At 41.3% G+C, this 23,059-nt stretch carries 22 protein-coding genes and 1 pseudogene; 9 read left to right on the forward strand and 14 right to left on the reverse strand.

Going from position 1 to position 23,059, the window contains the following annotated elements; translation table 11 throughout:
• Positions 1–192 precede the first annotated feature (192 nt).
• Positions 193–1,320 (reverse strand): ABC transporter ATP-binding protein, encoded by a 1,128-nt coding sequence (locus tag V7L12_RS12400; RefSeq protein ID WP_335084534.1) that lies wholly within the window; start codon positions 1,318–1,320, stop codon positions 193–195.
• Between the two features lie 302 nt (positions 1,321–1,622).
• Here V7L12_RS12400 and mrdA point away from each other — a divergent pair, with 302 nt between their 5' ends.
• From mrdA to V7L12_RS12415, 3 genes are all read left to right on the forward strand, one after another.
• Positions 1,623–3,470, forward strand: a complete 1,848-nt coding sequence (gene mrdA / locus V7L12_RS12405) for a penicillin-binding protein 2 (protein WP_335084535.1) — start codon at positions 1,623–1,625, stop codon at positions 3,468–3,470.
• Between the two features lie 704 nt (positions 3,471–4,174).
• A complete protein-coding gene (locus tag V7L12_RS12410) occupies positions 4,175–5,002 on the forward strand; it encodes a serine hydrolase domain-containing protein (protein ID WP_335084536.1) in 828 nt (275 codons plus the stop codon).
• Between the two features lie 3 nt (positions 5,003–5,005).
• Positions 5,006–5,224, forward strand: coding sequence for a hypothetical protein (locus V7L12_RS12415; RefSeq protein ID WP_335084537.1), 219 nt, complete (start codon positions 5,006–5,008; stop codon positions 5,222–5,224).
• Positions 5,225–5,264: 40 nt separating this feature from the next.
• Here V7L12_RS12415 and V7L12_RS12420 read toward each other — a convergent pair whose 3' ends face one another.
• Entirely contained in the window at positions 5,265–6,074 is an 810-nt protein-coding gene (locus V7L12_RS12420) for a M15 family metallopeptidase (RefSeq protein WP_335084538.1), read from the reverse strand.
• Positions 6,075–6,176: 102 nt separating this feature from the next.
• On the opposite strand from V7L12_RS12420, the gene V7L12_RS12425 reads away from it, so the two are divergent.
• Complete coding sequence (locus V7L12_RS12425) at positions 6,177–7,094, forward strand: AEC family transporter (protein WP_335084539.1); 918 nt, start codon at positions 6,177–6,179, stop codon at positions 7,092–7,094.
• Here the strand turns inward: V7L12_RS12425 and V7L12_RS12430 are convergent.
• The 5 genes from V7L12_RS12430 to V7L12_RS12450 form a co-directional block, all read right to left on the reverse strand.
• Complete coding sequence (locus V7L12_RS12430; RefSeq protein WP_335084540.1) at positions 7,091–8,221, reverse strand: hypothetical protein; 1,131 nt, start codon at positions 8,219–8,221, stop codon at positions 7,091–7,093. The two genes, V7L12_RS12425 and V7L12_RS12430, sit on opposite strands and share 4 nt — an antisense overlap.
• 141 nt (positions 8,222–8,362) lie before the next feature.
• Positions 8,363–8,950, reverse strand: a complete 588-nt coding sequence (locus V7L12_RS12435) for a hypothetical protein (RefSeq protein ID WP_335084541.1) — start codon at positions 8,948–8,950, stop codon at positions 8,363–8,365.
• 165 nt (positions 8,951–9,115) lie between these two features.
• Complete coding sequence (gene tsaB, locus V7L12_RS12440) at positions 9,116–9,775, reverse strand: tRNA (adenosine(37)-N6)-threonylcarbamoyltransferase complex dimerization subunit type 1 TsaB (protein WP_335084542.1); 660 nt, start codon at positions 9,773–9,775, stop codon at positions 9,116–9,118.
• 131 nt (positions 9,776–9,906) lie between these two features.
• The gene (locus tag V7L12_RS12445) at positions 9,907–10,482 is read right to left on the reverse strand and encodes a 6-aminohexanoate hydrolase (RefSeq protein ID WP_335084543.1); all 576 of its coding nucleotides are present in this window, start codon (positions 10,480–10,482) and stop codon (positions 9,907–9,909) included.
• Positions 10,483–10,699: 217 nt separating this feature from the next.
• The gene (locus V7L12_RS12450) at positions 10,700–10,948 is read right to left on the reverse strand and encodes a Ycf34 family protein (protein WP_069074638.1); all 249 of its coding nucleotides are present in this window, start codon (positions 10,946–10,948) and stop codon (positions 10,700–10,702) included.
• Between the two features lie 86 nt (positions 10,949–11,034).
• On the opposite strand from V7L12_RS12450, the gene V7L12_RS12455 reads away from it, so the two are divergent.
• Positions 11,035–12,339, forward strand: coding sequence for a CCA tRNA nucleotidyltransferase (locus V7L12_RS12455; protein ID WP_335084544.1), 1,305 nt, complete (start codon positions 11,035–11,037; stop codon positions 12,337–12,339).
• Between the two features lie 395 nt (positions 12,340–12,734).
• Positions 12,735–13,118 (forward strand): response regulator, encoded by a 384-nt coding sequence (locus V7L12_RS12460; RefSeq protein ID WP_335084545.1) that lies wholly within the window; start codon positions 12,735–12,737, stop codon positions 13,116–13,118.
• Here V7L12_RS12460 and V7L12_RS12465 read toward each other — a convergent pair.
• Both V7L12_RS12465 and V7L12_RS12470 read right to left on the reverse strand, forming a co-directional pair.
• A complete protein-coding gene (locus V7L12_RS12465; protein ID WP_335084546.1) occupies positions 13,099–13,503 on the reverse strand; it encodes a DUF2294 domain-containing protein in 405 nt (134 codons plus the stop codon). The two genes, V7L12_RS12460 and V7L12_RS12465, sit on opposite strands and share 20 nt — an antisense overlap.
• A 545-nt stretch (positions 13,504–14,048) precedes the next feature.
• Positions 14,049–14,213: pseudogene (locus V7L12_RS12470) on the reverse strand (GTP cyclohydrolase II); the annotation flags it as partial.
• A gap of 219 nt (positions 14,214–14,432) precedes the next feature.
• Between V7L12_RS12470 and V7L12_RS12475 the strand changes: the two are divergent.
• Positions 14,433–14,915 (forward strand): tetratricopeptide repeat protein, encoded by a 483-nt coding sequence (locus V7L12_RS12475; RefSeq protein WP_335084547.1) that lies wholly within the window; start codon positions 14,433–14,435, stop codon positions 14,913–14,915.
• Between the two features lie 791 nt (positions 14,916–15,706).
• On the opposite strand, the gene V7L12_RS12480 is transcribed toward V7L12_RS12475, so the two are convergent.
• The 4 genes from V7L12_RS12480 to sufB form a co-directional block, all read right to left on the reverse strand.
• Positions 15,707–16,969 carry a cysteine desulfurase gene (locus V7L12_RS12480; RefSeq protein WP_335084548.1) on the reverse strand — a complete coding sequence of 421 codons (1,263 nt, stop codon included), beginning with the start codon at positions 16,967–16,969 and terminating at the stop codon, positions 15,707–15,709.
• Positions 16,970–16,983: 14 nt separating this feature from the next.
• The gene (gene sufD / locus V7L12_RS12485) at positions 16,984–18,348 is read right to left on the reverse strand and encodes a Fe-S cluster assembly protein SufD (protein WP_335084549.1); all 1,365 of its coding nucleotides are present in this window, start codon (positions 18,346–18,348) and stop codon (positions 16,984–16,986) included.
• Positions 18,348–19,136 (reverse strand): Fe-S cluster assembly ATPase SufC, encoded by a 789-nt coding sequence (gene sufC / locus V7L12_RS12490; protein WP_335084550.1) that lies wholly within the window; start codon positions 19,134–19,136, stop codon positions 18,348–18,350. Before sufC ends, sufD begins: the two co-directional genes overlap by 1 nt.
• Before the next feature lie 130 nt (positions 19,137–19,266).
• The gene (gene sufB / locus V7L12_RS12495) at positions 19,267–20,706 is read right to left on the reverse strand and encodes a Fe-S cluster assembly protein SufB (RefSeq protein ID WP_335084551.1); all 1,440 of its coding nucleotides are present in this window, start codon (positions 20,704–20,706) and stop codon (positions 19,267–19,269) included.
• Positions 20,707–20,952: 246 nt separating this feature from the next.
• Here sufB and sufR point away from each other — a divergent pair, with 246 nt between their 5' ends.
• Both sufR and V7L12_RS12505 read left to right on the forward strand, forming a co-directional pair.
• A complete protein-coding gene (gene sufR, locus V7L12_RS12500; protein WP_335084552.1) occupies positions 20,953–21,636 on the forward strand; it encodes an iron-sulfur cluster biosynthesis transcriptional regulator SufR in 684 nt (227 codons plus the stop codon).
• Positions 21,637–21,739: 103 nt separating this feature from the next.
• On the forward strand, positions 21,740–22,000 hold the full coding sequence (locus V7L12_RS12505) for a hypothetical protein (protein WP_292867787.1): 261 nt from the start codon (positions 21,740–21,742) through the stop codon (positions 21,998–22,000).
• A 338-nt stretch (positions 22,001–22,338) separates the two neighbouring features.
• Here V7L12_RS12505 and V7L12_RS12510 read toward each other — a convergent pair whose 3' ends face one another.
• Positions 22,339–22,971, reverse strand: a complete 633-nt coding sequence (locus tag V7L12_RS12510; RefSeq protein ID WP_292867784.1) for a hypothetical protein — start codon at positions 22,969–22,971, stop codon at positions 22,339–22,341.
• Positions 22,972–23,059 lie beyond the last annotated feature (88 nt).

Consider the following 23,059-nt stretch of genomic DNA (forward strand, 5'->3'; position numbering starts at 1 on the left):
TGATTGACTTTTTTGCACAAGCACTGCTGGCTAATTCTAATAATTATCTGTCTCGGCCATCACTGCTTCCTAAATATTAGACCTGAATCCTTACGTTTTTTTTGCAACTGTAACGTTATGTTGCTAGTGGGGCGGCTGTCCTCTTTTTCCATGAGGTTGTACTGGTTTACCGCCACTTTAGATGACCATTGACTATTGACTAATAGCTAAACAATCAGTTTCTGCCCACCAGGCGTAAATAGGCGTGTCGCGGTCTGGTAAAATGCCCAAAATATTAGGTTGCAACACATTAATGCTAACGCCATTTGTTAATTCCACAACATAATTAACATGTGTGCCCAAATACATAACGTTGACAAGTCGTCCTTCAAAGCAGTTAGCTGGCAAATTAGGTGGATAAAGCGAAAGCTGTATTTTTTCTGGACGCACACTCACTACTACAGCTTGTGATAATTCAGTTGGTGTATCTTCAGCGCGGCTAATAACAATTGATAGTCCCATTTTTGTTGAAATTTTAATATTAGAGGAGTCTACCGCGACGATTTCACCACTGAATAAATTAGTATCACCAATAAAATCAGCAACAAAGGATGTACAGGGACGTTCGTAAATTTGGCTGGGAGTGCCAACTTGTTCAATTTTGCCTTGATTCATTACGGCAATGCGATCGCTCAAAGACAATGCTTCTTCTTGGTCGTGTGTCACCATCACAAAGGTTAACCCCAAGTCTTTGTGTAAATTTGATAACTCAACCTGCATTTCTTTACGTAGTTTTAAATCTAACGCCCCTAAAGGTTCATCTAGTAGGACGACGGTGGGATGGTTGACTAAAGCCCTTGCTAAAGCTACTCGCTGCTGTTGACCACCAGAAAGTTGATTGGGAAAGCGCGATCGCAAACTTTCCATTTTCACGAGTTTTAAAGCTTCTTGGACTCTAGCTTCAATTTTCGATTTGGGTATTTTTTTTAACCGCAGTCCAAAGGCGATGTTATTCCAGACATTCAGGTGGTTAAATAGAGCGTAACTTTGAAATACAGTATTGACGGGTCGGCGGTAAGGGGGCACATTAGTCATGGACTGACCCTGAATAAACACCTTACCAGCGTCAGCAATTTCAAACCCAGCAATTAAGCGCAGTGTTGTTGTTTTACCACAACCGGAGGGGCCTAAAATACTAAAAAATTCTCCTTGTCTGACATCCAAATCAATGCCATTTACTGCTGGTTCTTGGTTAAAAAACTTGAAGACGTTACGCAGTTCAACATCAAGTGGCTGAAAACTTGTTATCCCCCTCTGATTTTGCATGACAATTTGAGCCATAATCCTCAGTAGAATGCCGTGATTTTACGTTATTTTGTCAATTGCTCTAGTCTTTTGGGCAGACTATATTTGACACTTTGGTTTATTGTATCCGCCAAAAACAATTGTTCAAGAATATACTCGCTCGATTCTTTCATACTCAATACTGATCAGGAGGTTAAAGTAAATTTATATACCAATTTTAGTAATTAGATATTCTTTGATTGATTTAACATGCATTAAAATTGCATATTACCAATTGCTAAAAGGCTGGCCGGAATTGCGTTTAGTCATTTTGAATTTTAAATTTTGAATTAATACTTATGTCTTTATTACCATCACTTGGCAGTAAAAAAGATACACGTACAGTTGGACGTGGTTTCCAATCAATATTTTTAATCGTATTTACCCTATTAATGACCACTGGGATTGAGGCTCGTTTGGCTTACTTGCAAATAGTTGAAGGGCCAAAACTCCGGGAACGAGCCGAAGCAAACCGAATTCGGATGATTCCCAAACAACCAGAACGGGGTAATATTTTTGACCGGAATGGCAAACTTTTAGCCAGTACTCGCTATCCTAGCTCTGTATACTTGTGGCCGATGGCACATACTAAGCCTTCCTGGTCTGTAGTCGGGCCGCGTCTAGCGCAAATTCTCAACATTCCCCAAGATGAGATGGAAAAGAAATTAGAACAAGCAGGTGCTAATTCTTCTTCACTCATCCGGGTTGCTCGCGATTTAAATGAAGCAGAAATCACGGCATTAAAGGAGTATAAAAATGAACTCCCAGAAGTGGAAATTAATACAGACTCTGTACGTTATTATCCCCACGGCAAGGAACTTGCACACGTATTAGGTTATACAAGGGAGTTGACCGCCGACCAGTTAAAGGGCAAGAAGGAGTTAGGCTACCGACTGGGAGATGTAATCGGTCAGATGGGTGTGGAAAAGGCTTATGAGAAAGCTCTACGGGGCGAATGGGGCGGTCAGCAAGTAGAAGTGGATGGTGCGGGTAGACCAATCCGGGTTATAGGGGAGAAACAGGCAAAAGCTGGTAATGATTTGCACCTAACCATAGATTTGGATGTGCAAAAGGCAGCCGAAAAAGCTTTGGGAAATCATCGAGGCGCGATCGCAGCACTCGATCCAAATAATGGTGCTGTTTTAGCGTTGGTATCTTACCCCACCTTTGACCCAAATATCTTTTCCAAACAAAAACTCTCCCAGAAAGATTGGGAAAGCGTGCAAGGTAAAGATCATCCCTTGGTTAATCGTGCCCTGAGTGCTTTTCCACCCGCCAGTACTTTCAAAATTGTCACTACAACAGCTGGACTGGAATCAGGTGAATTTTCTCCTGACTCAATACTACAAACCTTTGGTTCTCTTACCGTGGGTGGGGTGACATTTGGTGAGTGGAACCACGCTGGATTTGGGCCATTAGGATTTCCCAGAGCGATCGCTATGAGTAGTGATACTTTCTTCTATCAAGTTGGCAGAAAAGTTGGCGGCCCAACTTTAATCAAATGGAGTCGCAAATACGGGTTTGGTCAAAGAACTGGTATTGAATTTCGTGATGAAGAATCAGTAGGCTTGGTTCCAGATGAAACATGGAAGCAGAAAGCTTGGAAGATACCTTGGACTGTAGGCGACACCATTAATATGTCAATTGGTCAAGGCGCTTTGCAAGTGACACCTCTGCAATCGGCGATTATGTTTTCTGTCCCTGCTAATGGTGGGTATCGAGTTCAGCCACATTTGCTTAAAGATAACGAAGAAGCAAAAAGTTGGCGAGAATCCTTAAATATGAAGCCGACAACTATCAAAGTTCTCCGCGACGGACTGCGGAAGGTGGTGAGTGAAGGCACTGGTAAGCGCTTGGACGTGCCGACAATTGCCCCAGCGTCCGGCAAGAGTGGCACAGCTGAAGCTGGTGTTGGTCGCCCAAATCATACATGGTTTGGTGCTTATGCGCCCAGTAATAAGCCAGAAATTGTAGTTGTGGCCTTTGGGGAAAATACTGGCGAACATGGCGGTACTATTTGCGGGCCGATGGTTTTACAAGTACTAGAAGCTTATTTTCAGCACAAATATCCAGGTAAGTATCAAAAACCTCAGCCTGACCCATCTGATGCTAAAACTCAAAGTTCAGGACATGGCACTGCAGATTAGTACCGCAGGGCGGAAGTCAAAAGTCACGCATTCAAAAGTCAAACAGATATACAGTGTAAAAGTTTCTAGTTTATCCCATTAATTTTGATAGATGAATCAGTTTTAAATTTCTCTTCTTTACCAAGCCCCGTTGGGGCGGGTGTGGGGGTGTAGGGGTTGCATGGTGGTAGGGGGGGAAGAACTAGCCCCAACCACCCGCATGAGTGCTTTAGCCCTGCCCCTTGGGGCAACCGTGTTGTCCGGGGTTTCAATCCAAAGGACTTCACCTTACACCCTTAAACCCTTAAACCCTTACACCCCTAATGAACTCTTATACTTTGCGCTCTTCTCTGACGAGACGCTACGCGAATGCGTCCTTTGCGGTTCGTTCTTTTAATTCTCAGAAGGCATTAGGCATTGGGTATTGGGCATTGGGCAGAGACTTAGTACAGCATTTCATTAATTCATAGCGAATTAAAGAAAGGCAATATCCTACAATGCCAATGCGTCGGCTTGCATTGTTAATGCGGCGGCTTGCCTTGTTAATGTGTCGGCTTACATTGTTAATGCAGCGGCTTGCATTGTTAATACGTCGGCTTGCCTTGTTAATGCAGCGGCTTGCATTAAAAACGCTACGCTTTTACGCAAAACTGTACTTAGTGCAACTTCCCCTCTGCTCCTCTGCTCCCTCATCTCCACATCGCTAAACAAAAATCAGGTCAATTATGATTGACGACTATATTCGAGCTGTAATGACTCAAAATCAGATTCCGGGGCTTTCTGTTGCACTAGTACAGGAAGGTGAACCTGTTTTAGTTAAGGGCTATGGACTGGCAAATGTTGAACACTCTGTTCCAGCCACTGAACACACAGTTTATGAGATTGCGTCTATCGGTAAAACTTTCACTGCTACAGCCATAATGATACTCGTGGAACAAGGGATAATTTCGCTAGAAGATGCGATCGCAGACTATCTCGATCATCTACCCATAACATGGCAAAATTTTACAATCGGGCATATTTTGTCTCATCAGTCTGGAATTCCCAGCTATACCGATGCCTCAAACTACTGGGAAATTACCTATCTTAATTTATCGAAATCTGAAATTTTGGCTCTAGTTACTCACCTACCCCTCAAGTTCCAACCGGGTGAGTTTAGCGCCTATGACAACACAGGCTACTATCTATTGGGTTTGATCCTAGAAAAGGTAACTGGACAATCTTATGGAGATTTGTTGCAAGAGCGCATTTTTGCTCCTTTGAGAATGAATGCAACTGTGATGAATAATCCCAGTGACATAGTGCCACACCGATCTGCTGGCTATCGGTTGACAAACAGCAAACTCGTTAACAAACCTTACTACAGTCCTTCTGTTACCTATTCTGCTGGAGGTCAACTTTCCAGTGTGGAAGATATGGTGAAATGGGAACAGGCGCTTTGTGGTGCAACTCTGTTAAAACAATCAACCCTTGATTTGATCTGGACTCCTCATTTTCCAAATCAGGGCGATGATTGGGAAAAGTTAAGGTATGTTGCAGGATTAGGTTGGTAGGTATTGAATTATGACGATCGCCGAGTAGTTGGTCATAATGGTTCGATACTAGGATTCGCAAGTAACATTACCCGCTTTATTGATGACAAAATTACCGTGATTTTACTTTGCAATCTAGATAAAATTTCCCGACCAGATGCGATCGCTAAGAAAATTGCTGAATACTATTGTCCAGTTCTTACAGAACTAGTTCTTCAGCCTCCATTAGCAAAAAGAGAGTAAAACTAATTACTCCTGACCGAATTATTTTGACTGCTGTCTCCTATGGCGATATCTTAGCGGGTTTCAAGTTTCTGGCTTTGTAGAACATTTCTAAACTATTGCGATCGCCTACAAAACGCCAGTGCCAAGGCTCATAACTCACACCTTGAACATTATCTTTGGGAAAAGACATTTCAAAGCTGAAACGCGCTGCATTTGCTTGCAGCCACCGATAAGCCTTGGTATTGTCAAAGTTAGTTTGAAGATTAGTTGCTGGTACTGCTCCGTCTCCAACATCCACAGCATAACCTGTGTGATGTTCGCTATGACCAGGAGGAGCGCTGAGGGCAGCTCGTTCTGCTGGCGTTTGATTTCGCTGGGCGCCGACAGCAAAAAACAACTCTTCCTGGTCTTTGAATGAGCGAAAGCCAGAAATTGGTACTAAAATTACACCTGCACTCCGGGCTGCTGCTACCATCTCCTCAAACTTTTGGGCAGCAGCTTTTCGCATTCTAATGCCCCTATTTGCGGAGATGGTTACTAGTTCTGATTCAGGGGCTTCTGGATATGGAAAATGCCCTAACACAGTATCGCTGGAATTATTAGATGCTGTCGGATTTGGAGTTGTAGGAGTAGAAGTAGCTGGTAAAAGTTGAGAATCAGCGGTTTTTTTGGGTGCAGTAACGAAAAACAAAAAACCGCTAATTAAAGCCAGCAGAACAAATCCCATTACTCCCCCAATCAGCACAATTCGGGGTTGCAACCAAATTTTAGGTGCTGCAACAGGGGTATCGCGTACAGCCACTGGAATATCATCACCAAGATCATTCGATGAGTTTTGCGGTTTTCCAGAAAACCCTGCCTTATTCAAGGGTAAACTCCTGTTTTTGTGGAATAGCCATAACAGATTTTGCACTGGACAAAAGTATACGTAACAGGTAGCATTTTACATCTGTGGTTCTTAGGCGCAATCTTGACAAACCTTTTAGAACTATACGTCAAGCTGGGAGGATTAGTCCTGGTAGGTTTTATTTTGGGACGCAAACTACCTGTTACAGTTCCTACACGTTTAGGACTGTTTCTTTTTTGGGTGGGAGTACCCATAAGCATAGTATCTTTTTTGCGTCAATCTAGTTTATCAGGGCAAATTTGGATTGCACCTGCGATCGCTTACCTCGCCATTTTTCTAGGAGCATTTTTAGCTTACTTAGGGATTAAAGCACAAGCCTATTTTAGAAATACCGTCCCCCAATCACCAACTCAGGCTAGCTTGATATTAGCAGCAATGTTGGGTAATACAGGTTATCTTGGCTTTCCGATTACCTTAGCAATGGTAGGCAAGGAATACTTTGCTTGGGCGTTATTTTACGATTTGCTAGGTTCATTCCCAGGAGCTTATGGCTTGGGTGTGTTACTAGCAGCGCGTTTTGGCGGTGGTATCCATAATCATTGGCAAATTGCTAGGTCTATCTTAATTAATCCTGCCCTGTGGGGTTTCGGATTTGGCTTGCTGTTTCGGCAGGTGACAATTCCCACAGTCGTGGAATTTTGCCTGGAGAAATTTGCTTGGAGTAGTGTAACTTTATCCCTGGTATTAATTGGAATGCGACTGGCGCTGCTCAAATCTTGGGGTAGCCTACCACAAGCAGGGATGAGCTTGGGAATCAAAATGCTGCTAGTTCCCTTGATATTGGGCAGCATCTTACCACTGTTTGGATTAACTGGGCCCATAGCAAAGATAATCGTGCTCCAAATGGCTATGCCTCCAGCTTTCGCCACACTGGTAATTGCTGAGACATTCAATCTTGATCGCGATCTGGCAGTTACTGCCTTAGCTACTGGGGCTATAGTATTGTTGGTTACTCTCCCAGTTTGGCTGTGGCTGTTTTAGAACAATGCCATCATTGGTAGAATGCTTAATGCGCCTAAGTTTAGTTCTTTTGGAGCCTCGGCTAATCTAATTAGTTTGCTTAACAAGAGGCTAGCAATAAGTAATGGTATACACCAGCCATTGCTCATATAGATTAAAGCAACCCCTGTTAACATCAAGACTCCTTTGCTTGCGATCGCTGGGATTTTATTGTAAATGGTTATATAAATATTCATAATATTGTTGAATATTAAATAGCCAATTAAGGACAAACTAAAACTAATTCCAATTATCCCAATATTTTCAATATCATTGAATTGGATTTGGCTATTGAAATTACTAATATTACTAGCTAGGGGGCTTTTGCTACCTTGAATAGTAAAAAATATTGTTAGTCCTAATACGCCGCTTACGCCATCAGCAAAGCTTTTTCTGCTAACAATAGTATGAGGCTTATCATATTTTTCTTCAATAGATTTACACACAACAGATGTGGGTAAACCCCATAATATAGATGATAAACATCCAGCAAATAATCCCCCAGCTATTTCTACTCCATCATGAAATGAACTAATTTTGGGATTCTTGATAGTACTAGTTTTTTCTGTAAATGTTTTTAACAAGTTACTACTAAACATACAGCTAGTTAACACAAACATTGGTTGGTCTATTGGTAAATTGATAGTTAATATTGCTAGTAAGCCTGAGCACAATAGACTAAGTATTCCTAATTTTTGGTTTTTACACTTGAACATTATTAGTAAAGTCCATACAATTAGTACCATGAATAAGGAAAAACTTTTTCCCACTCCATCTAATTTTAATAGACTTCCTTGTAAGAATATTAACAAGCCAATACTAACGAAGCTACCAAAGAACTTACCACTCATTTCTCCAACTAGTGAGGTTAATATTAAACTTGGGTCAGTTTTACACAACTTGTTTTCATCTTCTTCGATTATTGAATTAAGCATATTTAAATGCCGCATTATAGATGCAGTGGAATCTATACCCAAGATTAAACCTACTGCAAAGTAGGAGTCTTCAATTGTAGTGGCAAAAATAAAAGCAAAACCAATATTAAATCCAGGTACTAAACTAAGTATTATACCTGAGAAAGCGCCAAGTAGAATTCCAGTAAAGAGCATAAGAGGGTTACAGGGTACGGGGAACAGGGGACAGAATTAATACAATAAATTAGAATGGAATGGGGATAGTATTAAAGAATAGAGTATAGTTTTCACACTTTCTCTACGGGAAGTGTTCTTAAACTGTCCCCTGTTCCCTAGTTAGTAATCTACACTGCTTACTACTTTTGTAGAGGCATAGTAAGTAAGACTTCCTGGTTGGTTTAATCTGATTTGACTTAATTTCTCTTTATCAATTTTTAGTTTGAGTCTCCCCTCATTAGTATTAACTGTAATTACGGCATATTTATCACTGCCATATAATTCAGGTTTACTACTAAAAGTAAGTTCTAATTTAATAGTTTCTTCTGTATTACCCAATGTATCAACTACTGTTGGGTCTATTTCTGCTTGATTTATTAAGTTATACATGCCGTCTCCGACAACTTTAACTTTGACTTTAATTCTATTTCCGACTTTTAAATTGACAGAATTACTTGATGCTGCTAATAATAAGCCATTACAACCAGCAGTGCCTTCTGTTAACTGAATGCTAAGTTTCCCTGCTTCTTTGGATATATCGGTAATCAATCCTTGCATATATCCAGTATCACCAACTTTTGCATTACAGATAGTCATCCCTTCTGTAGTTTTTTTAGGTAAAGTTGTGCCAATGCCTAAAATTCCTAAAGATATTATTAGCAGTCCTATAGCTAAAGTTAGTTCACCTTTATCATTGTTGCTATTCAATTTATATCTCCTAATAACAAAAAAAAGGTCTACATTCTAGTAAACCTTTTCTATTTAATTAGAATGTAGCAACTAATTCTTTTTTTGCATTCAGTAACTTTACTACAGTGTGATTAAGTAATGTAATGCTTCTAAACTAGTTATCTAATAACTAGTTTAGAAGCATTACGCACCCTGTACTGGATGTTGCCCATAATATGGTAAAGCCTCTGACCAATTAGGAAATTTGCCCTCTTGCCAATCGAGATTAGCTAATTCCAAAATACTTGTCACCGTTGCTGCTAATCCAGATTGGGCTTGAATCAACTGATAATCAGTGTTCCAATTTGCTAAAGTTTCCTGCCATACTTCTGGTGTCAACACTCTATCTGACAAATACACTTTTAGTTTAGAATTATCTGGCTCAAACTGATAAATAGCAGCGAAAATTTGACCTCGTTGTGCTGGCATTTCCACAGCAATAGTTTTTGGATTTTGACTTTTGCCTGCTTCTGACCAAGCTACCGCAGCCAAAGTTGAAATTGCAAATACAGGAATATCTAACTGTTGCCCTAAAGTACGAGCAGTCACTACACCAATCCGAGTTCCCGTAAAGCCCCCAGGTCCTTTTGCAACTGCGATAAAGGACAAATCTGCCCAAGTTTGCGGTTTGATAAATTCAATTAAATATGGATGTAGTAAGCTAGATAAATCACGCCCTAAGTTCCAAATTTGAGAGCGAGTTTCGCCCGCAAAATTACTAATTGCTAGTCCTAATTCGGGAGTGGTGGTGTGTAGTACTAAGGCGTATTTATTTATTGCAAAGTCTTCTAGTTTCGTTGTCAAAGTTACTTAAAATATCTATTTTTATAGAGTTAATATGATTTATTCAAGCATATAACATAACGGTTATTAATTGAATAAACTACTGAGTAACAATCAGTCAAATGCTGTTCACTCTCTAATAGCGATCGCGGCTAGGATGGGAGATTTGGATTACCGCCTTGCTGTCTCAATAGATAGTCCAAAACTCGGTCAATTCGCTCCAAGGCAGCACCCGTGGTAAGTTGAAACTCCTGAAACTGAGATTTTTGTTCCTCAAAGTTTCGGTCAAGCTTTAGCATGAGTGCTTCTAATCGCTCAGTTCGTGCCTTTGTTTCCTCTATCTCACTGCCTGCCTTTGTAAATAGGCGTTGCGTGTGAGTGATAAAACTATCAACCTTATCAGAAAGTTGGTCAACCTTTCCCCCTACCCGGTCAATACGTACCTCTAGTTGATCGAGGTGAGATTGAGTACGGTCTTGTTTTATAGTCAACTCATCAAGGTGAGATTGAGTACGGTCTTGTTTTATGGTCAACTCATCAAGATGAGATTGAGTACGGTCTTGTTTTATGGTTAACTCATGAAGATGAGATTGGGTACGGTCTTGTTTTATGGTCAACTCATCAAGCCGCCTGTTTGCTGATTCTGCGTAGCTAGCAGTAGACACTAGCAATCGCTTAACAGTTTCGAGTTCATCTTCTACATGGTCTAGTCGCTGTGCGTTGGTCATGCTGTTTTCTCTTGGCTGGCTTTTTTATCTTCTGCGATCGCTTTGCTGACATCTCTTTTCTGTATCATGAATTCGCGATCTGTTGATGGACAAAATCTCATTACAGCAGAAATCATGTATTTGAAGCACATCTGTAGTAAGGGTACAGCAATGCTGTGCCCCTACCGCGTGGTCTATTTACCTGAAAATAGCTGTAAGATACACCAATCATTTTCTATCAAGTCGGCACTAATTCACCAGGACGCAATTTCGACCACTTACCTGTTTCCCGCTTAAAGCTCAGACAACCAACAACATCCCATTCCATTTCAATTACATCATCTTGAGTCCGAATGTTGACATTGATAGAAGGTTCATTTGGATCAAAATCTGGTGTTTCAGTCAAGTGAGGCTGTTGGTGCTGCCCTTCTACGGCATGATAGGTAACACAGCTGTCTACATAGTGGCAATTCACGCAAATACACATAATAGAACCAACTCCAGGGGCCTTTATTGTTAATCTAACTTAAGCCCAACTGTTATTCATGAGTTGCTGGGTTGATTTTTATTACAATGCGTGAATCAATTCCTTCTACCCTAGCTCCCGAAAATTGGCCTTTTAGTTTGGAATTCCTGCCACAACCCGCTTACATGGTAGGTGGCGCTGTCCGAGATGCGATCCTTGGCAGAACTCGCGAATATCTGGATCTAGATTTTGTTATACCATTTAAGGCGGTAAAGGTAGCGAGAGCGATCGCTCATCATTACAAAGCTGGTTTTGTGTTACTCGATGCAAAACGACAAATTGCTCGTGTGGTTTTTCCCCACGCCACAGCTGACTTTGCCCAACAGGAAGGAGATAGTTTAGAAGTTGATTTGCACAGACGGGACTTTACGGTAAATGCGATCGCTTATAATCCCCATACACAAGAAATTATCGATCCTCTACAAGGTTATTTAGACTTACAACAGGGTATTTTGCGAATGGTATCACCCGCGAACTTAGAAGATGACCCTTTGCGGTTAATCCGAGGTTATCGCCAAGCCGCCCAACTAGGTTTTACTATTGAGCCAGCTACCCAAGCCGCAATTCGTTCTTTGGCATCACATATCAGCAAAGTTGCAGCCGAACGAGTTCGGGTAGAAATTGGCTATCTACTGGCAAATTCCCAGGGTACTCCTTGGATTACAACGGTTTGGGAAGATGGTTTACTTGCCCCTTTCTTCAAAAATGCCACCCGTGAAAGCTTGCTCAAACTAGCAGCAGTTGACACAGCAGCTGCCTTACTCACAGAAAAGTGGCAACAACTAGGGGCACAACTGCAAGAATATGTCCGCGATAGTATTAAAACTACTTGGCTAGGTATTGCCAAACTTGCTTGTCTTGTCAACCCGAATCCAGAATTAGCAGAAATAGAGCTACAGGAACTAACTTATAGTCGTGCAGAAATCCGAGGTGTAACTACTGCTCTGAAACTGTTACCGCAATTTCAAGTAGTTGATATGTCCTTGCGGGAACAATACTTTTTGTTTCATGAGGCAGATATTGTGTTCCCGGCTACGGCAGTGCTAGCTGTAGCAATTAATAATTTGGTAGAGGCAATATCTGGTGACAAGCCACTACACACAGCAGTGGAAACTAAAGCAATGAGCTACCAAGTCTTAGCACCTTTGATCAACCGCTACCTCAACCCTGATGATGCGATCGCTCATCCCACTCCACTAGTAAGCGGGAAGGAGTTGATCGTAGCGTTAGATATTCCAGCTTCGCCAATCATCGGTCAACTGCTAACTGAAATTGGCGTAGCACAAGCAGAGGGGAAACTTTCAACACCAACAGAGGCGATCGCTTATGCACGTCAGTTACTTGATGGTTAAATATACTTAATTAATTTATGGTAATGTCACAAAGGCGATGCCTACGCAATTTTGGCACTCCTGGCTAATGGTAAATCTGTAACTTCAAGTACTTTAAGTATCCCCTACTTATCATAAAATACCGATCTTTATAGTCAATCCTGGCAATTACATACATCACTTATGCTACTATTTGCTTGATCTTATGACTGCTTTGCTATGTTATTTCCTAAAATTTAGCGCCGATGGATAACCGAATGAAGTATACACTAACCTATTCATTTTTATGCCTTAGTTGGTCGTCTGAAGATACTCTCGTAGGTTTAATTAAACATTTACTAGAAACAAAGACTTTCAGGTTTTCCTGATGGTTGGAATTTTTATGCCTAGCTTTTCTTGGACAGGACTAACTGCTTATGAATAGACAGCCTTTAATTTTGGTTGTAGAACAGAGTTTACATGATTTAGAGCTACTTAATTCTCATCTAGAAATATTAAATTTTTCATGTATTTGTACCAAACAAGGGGTGAGGGCTGTGATGTTGGCACAAACTCATCAACCAGATTTAATCCTGCTAGATATGAAGCTATCTAATTTGAGTGCGAACCAAGTCATTGACGATCTCAAACATGACTCAAAAACTGCTACCATTCCAATCATTGCAGTCACACCTTTAACAACGGTACAAGATGATCGCTCCACGATGCTCACCGTATTTGATGATTGCATTACTAAACCCTATGATTTTAATCAATTAGAAGTGGTAATCAGTCGCCACATCAGTCAGCTAAATTCCTAACATTTATCTTGGGAATAGATTCGGGATTACGAAATTCAGGTAATTCCTTGAGAATTACAACAATCCCAGTACGACCTGTTATTAAATTTGTGTTTGTCATCAGGTAGAGGACAGGTTGACCAATAATTTCCTCAATCAAATTTTTTAAATCTGGTTTAATTATTTTGTCTAAATATAATCGTACTTGTTCACCTAAAGTATCATAACCTCCTTTCAGTAAAGTTTGTTCAGCTTGGGTAACAGAGTTTTCTATAGAAATTACGATTTCAGTATCAAAAAAATGACAAATGATTTGGCTAGGAGATTTCCCTAGTCTATCATTATATAAATTTATGATTCGCTGTGAGATTTCTGTTTCTAATTGTCCGATAGTCGGTTGTAGCATTAGTACCTACTATGTAAATTTATCGTTATAAGCGGGGAATTGAAGTATCCAACATTATAGTAGATGATTATGGAATAACTGAGAAAATTAATGACTATTTTATATGAAGTTAGTGTATCAATGTGATGTATTTAGTATGCATTTATTTAAGAATACTTCCAAATTTGATGAAGTAAAATTTATTAACTAATGATTTGTGCAGTATTAGGTTAATAACTGGATTTGATGAGTAATCAGCTTATTTTGTGCTACATATATAAGCTTAGGCGTAGCCCGCCGTGCCTGTATCTCACAACCCAGGACTTAATCCATGTTCATTCAAATGGTCATCAATGACAGAAGCATACAGTGCCACATCAGAATGTAATGTACATTACAAGACTCTTTATAGTTTCTGGTGCAGCGAGTAAGCAGATAAATTTAGGTTCTAATAAAGAGTATGTTAGCCACTAAGACAATTTGTGAAAAACCAATACAACATATTCGGCATTAATTCTTAGAAGCCCATATCTTCCACTCTGGTGACACATTCTTTACGGGCAAAGCAACTGTGATTCTGCAATGTCAAAGCGCTTAGTAATTCCTGGGAAATACCAAACTGGCTCAACTGCGGCTTTGTTGATAACCAAATTACCGCCTGGTTTCATAATCTTGCCATCTACCTGCAAACAACCTTTGTCTAGTGCATCTTGCAGTTCTAGCATATTGATGTCGCCAAAGGGATCTGTTAGCTACTCTAATCAGTTTTTATTTTTATGATTATAAATATCTAGTGTGGTATTAGTCGTATTGTTGAACATAATAAATCACACAAAAATTTCATAATTAGCGATTAATCACGGCTAATTTAAAGATAACTTTAAAAATGATTTAATCGATATCTTTTGTGAGAAAGTTAATACAAAGGTATATTCACTGATCTCAAATTCATGGATTCTTTATTTATCAATTCCTTACTTGAAGAGTTGAAAAACCCGGATGCCACAGTGCGCGACAAGGCAACCAGAAAAATCTGGCGGATCTGGTTTCAGCAAAAGGGAATCTATGGGCTGGAAATAATTGACCGCAGTCAAAAGTTACTGGATGCAGGTGAAATTGCTGAAGCTGAAACAGCGCTGACAGCATTAATTAAAGACCAGCCAGATTTTGCCGAAGCTTGGAATCGTCGAGCTTTCCTCTATTACAGTATTGGCGATTATCAAAAATCTCTGGCAGATTGTCAGATGGTTGTACAGATAAATCCAATACATTTTGGGGCGCTTCATGGTATGGGCTTATGTTATGCAGCAATAGGAGAGTATGGTCAAGCTATCCGAGCTTTTCAACGTGCTTTAGAAATTCAGCCCTATTCGCTAGTGAATCAAAAGTTGATTCTAGAATGTACATTTAGATTCAGCTACAACGGCAGATAGGAGAGAGCATCATACTGTTTTATGAATCCGTTATCATCCTCATCAACAACAATTCATCGCCTTAGTCGCCATAGTTTTATTCAATACGCTTCTATCTGAATTAATAGCAGCGTCATTGCTGCTTGTACTAACAGCAACCAACCGTCAACTAGTAATTCTCGGTTGAATAAAGCTAACTTTAGTACAAACTAGATAGCACAAGCGGAACACCGTGGATTTTACTAAGCGATGTCTACGATGGTCACTGTGCCATTCGCGCAGCGTCTCGTAGAGAAGTGCGGGCTGCGCCTACGCCACTGGTATTTACAAAGACTATAGTTTAGATATAACTATTAAAATGAGTGGTCTCTAGGTTCTCAGTGGTACTCAATTGTTGATGGGGGTACGGTAGATTTCTTTATGATTTATGGCATAGATGCTGTGAATGTCATAGCCACAGTTACAGCAATTTTCAAGAAAGACCCCTAGTGTTTTATTGCACATCCCAACTCAGCAATTAAAATTCTTGCCGATCTTAAAGGCAAACCAATTTATGTCTCTGCTTCTGCTAAGATTATCTATTGACCTGACATTTACCCAAAAGATTTGCCTGCACTACCTCCTGCCATTTTTTAGTTCTATCGAACTCACGTTCTGTTAAGCTAAAGGTTTTTCTAACTATATATAAATTAAAGTCACTATATGACACTTTAGTTGGTCCTCTAAAATAGCCAAATAATTAAATTGTGCCAATTATTAGCAAGTTATTTTGCTGATAATCGGCACAATTAGGATCTGAATATTTTGTAACTTTAAGCAAGGAAACCCGCAAAAAACTCCAGGGTTTCTTTCAGTGCTTTGATGAAAATATCAATTTCTTCGCGGGTGTTGTAGAAAGATAGACTTGCTCGTGCGGTTGCAGCAAGACCTAAGTAGCGGTGTAATGGTTGAGTACAGTGGTGTCCAGAACGGATAGCAACACCTTCTTGATCTAATAATGTAGATAAGTCGTTGGCGTGCACTTCCCCGGCTGTAAATGACGCAAGAGCGGCTCTACCTTCCCCTTTAGCATTTGGTTTGGGGCCGTAAATCCGTATTTGGGGAATTTGCTCTAATTGCTGGAACAAATAAGCTGTTAATTCTGCTTCGTAGGCGTGGATTTTATCCATGCCAATACTGCTAAGATAATCGATCGCAGCACCAAGTGCGATCGCTTCTCCAATTGCAGGTGTACCAGCTTCAAATTTATGCGGTAATTCTGCATAGGTGGAATGGTCTAAGTATACCTCTGCAATCATCTCACCACCACCAAAGAATGGTGGCATTGATTCTAACAATTCCAACTTGCCATACAGAAATCCTATCCCAGTTGGCGCACACATTTTATGACCGGAAGCTACTAACCAGTCACAATCTATTTTCTGTACATCAATGGGGTAGTGGGGAACACTTTGGCAAGCATCAACTAAAAATTTAGCACCGTATTGGTGAGCGATCGTACCAATTTCTTCCACTGGGTTAATGCAACCCAAAGTATTAGAAATATGCACCACCGACACCAACTTTGTTTTGTCGGAAATCAGCTTTTTAAACTGTGACAAATCAAAAGTTTCTTCTGGTGTCAGTTCCACGAACTTCAGTACTGCACCCGTTTTTTGTGCTACCAATTGCCAAGGCACAATATTACTGTGGTGTTCCATCACCGACAGAATAATTTCATCCCCAGGCTGCAAATTATTCATTCCCCAGCTATAGGCTACTAGGTTAATCGCTTCGCTTGCGTTTCGGGTGTAGACGATTTCCTGACGGGATGCAGCATTAATGAATTTGGCAACTTTATCTCGCGCACCTTCATAAGCATCAGTAGCTTTAGCGCTCAGGGAATGGGCACCTCGATGCACGTTAGCATTATAGTGTTCGTAATAATCCCGTAGGGTATTTAACACCAACAAAGGCTTTTGTGATGTCGCAGCATTATCGAGATAAACCAGGGGTTTCCCGTTGATTTCCTGATGCAATATCGGGAAGTCAGCGCGAACTTTATCAGCAAGGGTTTTGGTAGAGGTGAAAGTCATTGGTAGATTAGTTATTACTCATTAGTCAGGGACTTGAGATTATTGACTGTGTTTAAAAGGATTTCTCGCAGAGAAGGAACTGGTATTTTGTTGATGACTTCAGCCCCAAAGGCGTTAATTAACAACTTCCGAGCATCGTTTTCATCAATTCCCCGACTTTGCAGATAAAATATTTCATCATCTTCCAATTGGCTAACGGTAGCACCGTGGGCGCACTTTACATTATCCGCCGTAATTTCCAATTGGGGTTTGGTATCAACTCTGGCTTTAGATGATAGCAGTAAATTGCGATTCAACTGGGCTGCATTTGTCAACTGCGCTGGTTTGGGTACAAAAACTTTACCATTGAACACCGCATGAGCGCGATCGCCTACAATACATTTATGCAATTGGTCACTTGTACCGTGAGGATAATTGAGTGCGATCGCACTGTGAGTATCAGACAACTGCTTACCAGAAATTATCGTCAACCCATTGAGAGTAGTTTGTGTCTGCTCACCAGTTTGCAAAATTTCTAAATTGTGCCGTGACAACTTTGCACCTAAAGTTATGGCATGACAAGTATATCGGCTATCACGAGCTTGTGCGATCGCAGTTTTACCAATATGAAAAGCCTCTGCACCTTCTCGCTCAACCCTAGTGTGACTCACTTGGGCATTGTCACCAACCCAAATTTCCGTAACCGAATTGGTGAAATATACTCTCTCTTTCTCTGCACCTTGGTGGTTCGTATACTCTTCAACCAACGTCACCTGCGAACCACTTTCCGCCACCACCAAACAACGTGGCTGCGAAATCGTCGCCGTCTCACCCACAACCGAAATAAATACCAGATGAATTGGCGTTTCAACTACCACATTCTTCTTCACCCACACCACAGCTGCATCAGTTATCCCAGCCGTGTTGAGAGCGGTAAAAACTTCCTGCGCTCCCTCAGCTTGAGCTAAATACTGCTGTACAGCTTGCTGCTCAACCGCAGGGAAGCTAGCCAAATTACTCACCACAATTCCAGATGGTAAATCTGTAACTGCGGATAACTCCGGCGCATAAACGCCATTAACAAATACCAAACGACTATTAGCCGCTTCTGGCAAAATATCAAATTCTAAAGACGCATAATTTACCGTCTCTAGATTAAATTGCAGCTTTCGCAGAGACGACAAATCAGTAAATCGCCATTCTTCCTCACGGGTAGTTGGGATAATCGAGTGACGTACCCAATTAGCAGCACTTTGGCGTAATTCCTGCAACCAACCTTCTGTTTTAGTTGCAGTTACTTGATTTAACAACCCAGTCAGATAATCATCTCTATCTAACATTGATGTCAAACTGACTGTATTTGAATTCGGAACTGGACTAGGAGATACTTGAATACTCATTACACACCCACCTCAGCTGCAAATTCTTCTAGCACCCAGTCATAACCGCGAGACTCTAATTCCAGCGCCAGTTCTTTACCACCACTCGTAATAATCCGCCCCTGTGCCATCACATGCACAAAATCAGGCACAATATAATCGAGTAACCGTTGGTAGTGGGTAATCAAAATTGTAGAATTTTCTGGATTTGCCAGTTGATTTACCCCATTGGCCACAATTCTGAGCGCGTCAATATCCAAACCCGAATCAGTTTCATCCAAAATTCCCAACTTTGGTTCTAGTAGGGCCATTTGCAGAATTTCATTCCGCTTCTTCTCACCACCAGAAAACCCTTCATTCAAACTGCGACTGAGGAAACTGGGATTCATCTTCACCACATCCAACTTTTCCTCAATCAAATCGTCAAAATCAAAAGCGTCTATTTCCTCTAAACCTTGCGCCTTACGCCGGGAATTGTACGCCACCCGCAAGAAATCTAAATTGCTCACACCCGGAATTTCTAACGGATACTGAAACGCCAAAAATACACCACTTCTGGCGCGTTCTTCCGGTTCCAACTCCAACAGATTTTGTCCTTGAAAAATCACCTCCCCGCCAGTCACCTCATACGCCGGATGCCCAGCCAACACCTTAGAAAAGGTACTCTTACCAGAACCATTCGGCCCCATAATTGCATGAATTTCACCCGATCGCACCTCAAGATTCACACCTTTAAGAATCGGTGTTCCATCAACATTAGCCGTCAGATTCCTTACTGACAGCACAATTTCACTATTTTCAATAATCATGTTCTCTCTCTTCTTTTTTGGTTCGTAGTAGCCACTTTAGCGCTTTCCTCTAGCGCTAAAGTGCTGACTACAAGCGTTAATTTTTTCGGTTTCTAGCGATTTGACAGGAATAAAGTGATGACTACAAACGCTATCCAACACTCCCTTCCAACTTCAAACTCAACAACTTATCAGCTTCCACAGCAAACTCCATCGGTAGCTGATTGAAAACATCCTTACAGAAGCCACTAATCATCATCGAAATGGCATCTTCTGAAGAAATACCCCGTTGAGCAAAGTAGAATAACTGATCTTCCCCAATCTTGGAAGTAGAAGCTTCATGCTCTACCTTTGCACCGTTATTTTGCACTTGGATATAAGGGAAAGTATTCGCATGGGCATTATCCCCAATCAGCATTGAGTCGCACTGAGAATAATTTCTCGCCCCTTTTGCCGTCGGGTTGACTTTCACCAAACCCCGATAACTATTACTGGATTTACCTGCGGAGATTCCTTTAGAAATAATTGTGCTGCGGGTGTTCTTACCAACGTGAATCATCTTACTGCCCGTATCGGCTTGCTGCTGATGATTTGTTAGCGCCACCGAGTAAAACTCACCCACAGAGTTATCACCCACCAACACACAGCTAGGATATTTCCAAGTAATTGCCGAACCTGTTTCTACTTGAGTCCAGGAAATCTTGGAATTTACGCCCTGACACAAACCGCGCTTGGTGACAAAGTTGTAAATACCGCCTTTACCATTAGCATCTCCAGCGTACCAGTTTTGGACGGTGGAGTATTTAATTTCGGCGTTGTCGAGGGCGACGAGTTCCACAACAGCAGCGTGCAACTGATTGCTGTCATACATCGGTGCGGTGCAACCTTCGAGGTAAGAAACATAACTACCTTCTTCGGCGACAATCAAAGTCCGCTCAAATTGTCCCGTATCACCAGAGTTGATGCGGAAGTAGGTAGACAGTTCCATTGGGCATTTAACGCCTTTAGGAATGTAGACAAAGGAACCATCGCTAAATACGGCGGCGTTCAAAGCGGCAAAGTAGTTATCAGCGATGGGAACGACGCTACCCAGGTATTTTTTGATTAGTTCTGGGTGTTCCTGCAACGCTTCCGAAAACGAACAGAAAATAACGCCGTCTTCCGCTAGCTTTTCTTTAAATGTAGTGGCGACAGAAACGCTATCGAAAATTGCATCGACAGCGACATTTGCCAGTCGCTTCTGTTCAGATAGGGAAATGCCTAACTTCTCGAAGGTTTCTAAAAGGGTTGGATCAACTTCATCCAAGCTGTTTAGTTTTTCTTTCTTGCGTTTTGGCGCTGAGTAATAAATGATATCCTGATAATTGATTGGCGGATACTTGACATTAGGCCAAGTTGGTTCCGTCATTTTTTGCCACTGGCGATAAGCTCTGAGGCGAAAGTCCAGCATGAACTGTGGCTCGTTCTTCTTAGAGGATATCAAGCGGATAACGTCCTCGTCTAGTCCACGCTCAATTGTGTCGGCCTCAATATCGGTGATAAAGCCGTACTTGTAGGGTTGGTTGACTAAGGTTTTGACAGTGGCACTCATCAGTAATAATCTCTCGTGTTCGGAACTTGAATCTCTATAAGGATGGGAGTCGGACTTTTCTTTAGCCGATTCCCATCTCACGTTACGGAATGGTTACACGGCTGTTAGAATAGTGGTGGAGACTAAAACAACTTCATTGTTGTTTAACCTATCTTCATTTTACGCTAGATTAACAACAACAATGTTGTCAAAGTCAAATTTTCAAAGAAATTTTTGGGGCGTTCGCTGAACGTCTCGCACCAGAAGATGGCGACTACCCACCAGTCCTCAACCAAGCAAGATATCCTAGAATATCTGCACAAACATGAAAAAGCAACGGCTTTGGAGCTAGCTGAACTTTTAGACGTTACCCCGCAAGCGATTCGTCGCCATCTCAAAGATTTGGAGACGGAGGAGCTAGTTTTGTATTCGACATCAGTGCAGGCGGCGGGGATGGGGCGTCCGCAGCACCTTTATAAACTGAGTCGTCAAGGACGCGATCGCTTGCATCGAACAATGAGCGATCGTTTTGGTGATGGCCACGGAAATTTTGCGGTTTCGCTGCTAGACACCTTAGCCGAAACGATGGGACACGACCAATTTAAATCGATTTTAGAGAAACAGTGGCAGCGCAAAGCCCTAGAATATCGCGATCGCGTGGGTAGCGGTTCACTGCGAGAACGTGTAGCCAACTTAGTAGAGTTGAGAAAAGCGGAAGGCTTCATGGCTGAGTATCACCCTGTTGATGTCAATGACTGCTTTGAGAGCGATCGCTTTATCTTAATGGAGCATAACTGCGCCATTTCTAACGTTGCCGAGTCTTTCCCCAGCATTTGTGGTCACGAATTAGAAATGTTTGCTGCCGTCTTACCTGATTGTACCGTAGAACGCACCCACTGGATTATTGATGGCGAACACCGTTGTGGCTATTTAGTACAAATTCGCCAGTAAAATTATTATAGATAAACTCGGTTTACATCTAGCCGTGGTAATGGATAATAGCTGAATAGCAACTACCTATTATCAATAATCAACTAAGTTTGAGATAGCATTTATGGATGTACCACCACAGCAACCATCAGCACAATTTTTAACTCTAGAAGAGTCAGCAAAAGTAGATGCTGCCTTGTTGTCTTCCCCAGAAAAGTTTTTAACAAGATTGACAATTTCATCACTGAAGCTTTTGAAGCATATTGCTCAAGAGTACGGTGTTGATATTGAAGATTTGACAGCACAGCAAGTAATTGCCTGGTTTGAAAAAGATGGCAAAATTCGACGTGAGCAGGGCATTGAAGGTTCATATCTGAAATGGTGATTTGCAGTAGTAAAATTTTAGTTGCATTTACTTAGAAAAAATAACCATAAAAATATCGCGCTTTTAAAAAATAGAAATGTTTCTTAGAAGCGCGATATTCACAGATAAGCAATTTTGCCTAAAGTCTAATATTGGAGCAAGAACCTTTTAAGTACTTCGCAACAGAAAGCATAGTATTAATTGCCAGTTAATGACCCTGATGCACTCGAACAAACATTTTGGCAACAGCAAAATTAATTGGATGCTACAAACGCCAACCTTAAATAAGAAATTAAAAGCACCTTTTTCAAGGTGCTTTTATTTAAAAATAAATAATATTTGATTTTTCAAATAATTATTTAAGCATTGTAAGTGTTTGTCCGAGGACTACGAGCGCCAGTTACGGCTCCAATCATTGAGGCTATTAAACCCAACAAAGAACCAAACACAAACCACCACAATCCCGAACGTATATTAGCTGCCGTTTCACGAGCTTGTTGGGCACTTATGTTTGCTTGTGGTACATTAACACCACCTTGCTGTTGTACCTGGTTTATGACTTCCCCTGCGTTAGAAGCAGCAACACCAAAAGCACCAGATACTCCGCTTGCTAAAAGCCATGAGCTAACTGCCAAAGTCGTTGCCCAAAGAATTGCGCCGTTAAGAAGAGCTGTATTGCGGTTCATCGGGCCACAAGCACGCGCTGTAACCCAACCACCAGTAAATAGGGAAATTAGTAAAGCGATAGTTGACCAAAGCCCCGCATTACCGGCAGCGTTAGGGGCAATTGTTCTAGGTGCACCTGAACCCGCAACTGTGCCTGCCGCAACCGCAGCAATGATAGAACTCAAAATTAATTGTGTAGCCAAAGAAACCAACAAACCAGCAATAATTGGCCCCCAGCGAACACGATCATGATATTCAGCTACTCTACCTGCTACCCCAGTATCAGTAGATATAACGTCATTGCCTGTCCGATTTACGTATGACATCGCTTATGTTCTCCAGTGCTGTTTCAGCAAAGTTCCTGCTCGGGTATATTCATCTTTATGCTTCAAATTAAATAACTAAATGTTCTGT

It is taken from the genome of Nostoc sp. (assembly GCF_036918245.1).
Taxonomy (GTDB): Bacteria; Cyanobacteriota; Cyanobacteriia; order Cyanobacteriales; family Nostocaceae; genus Nostoc.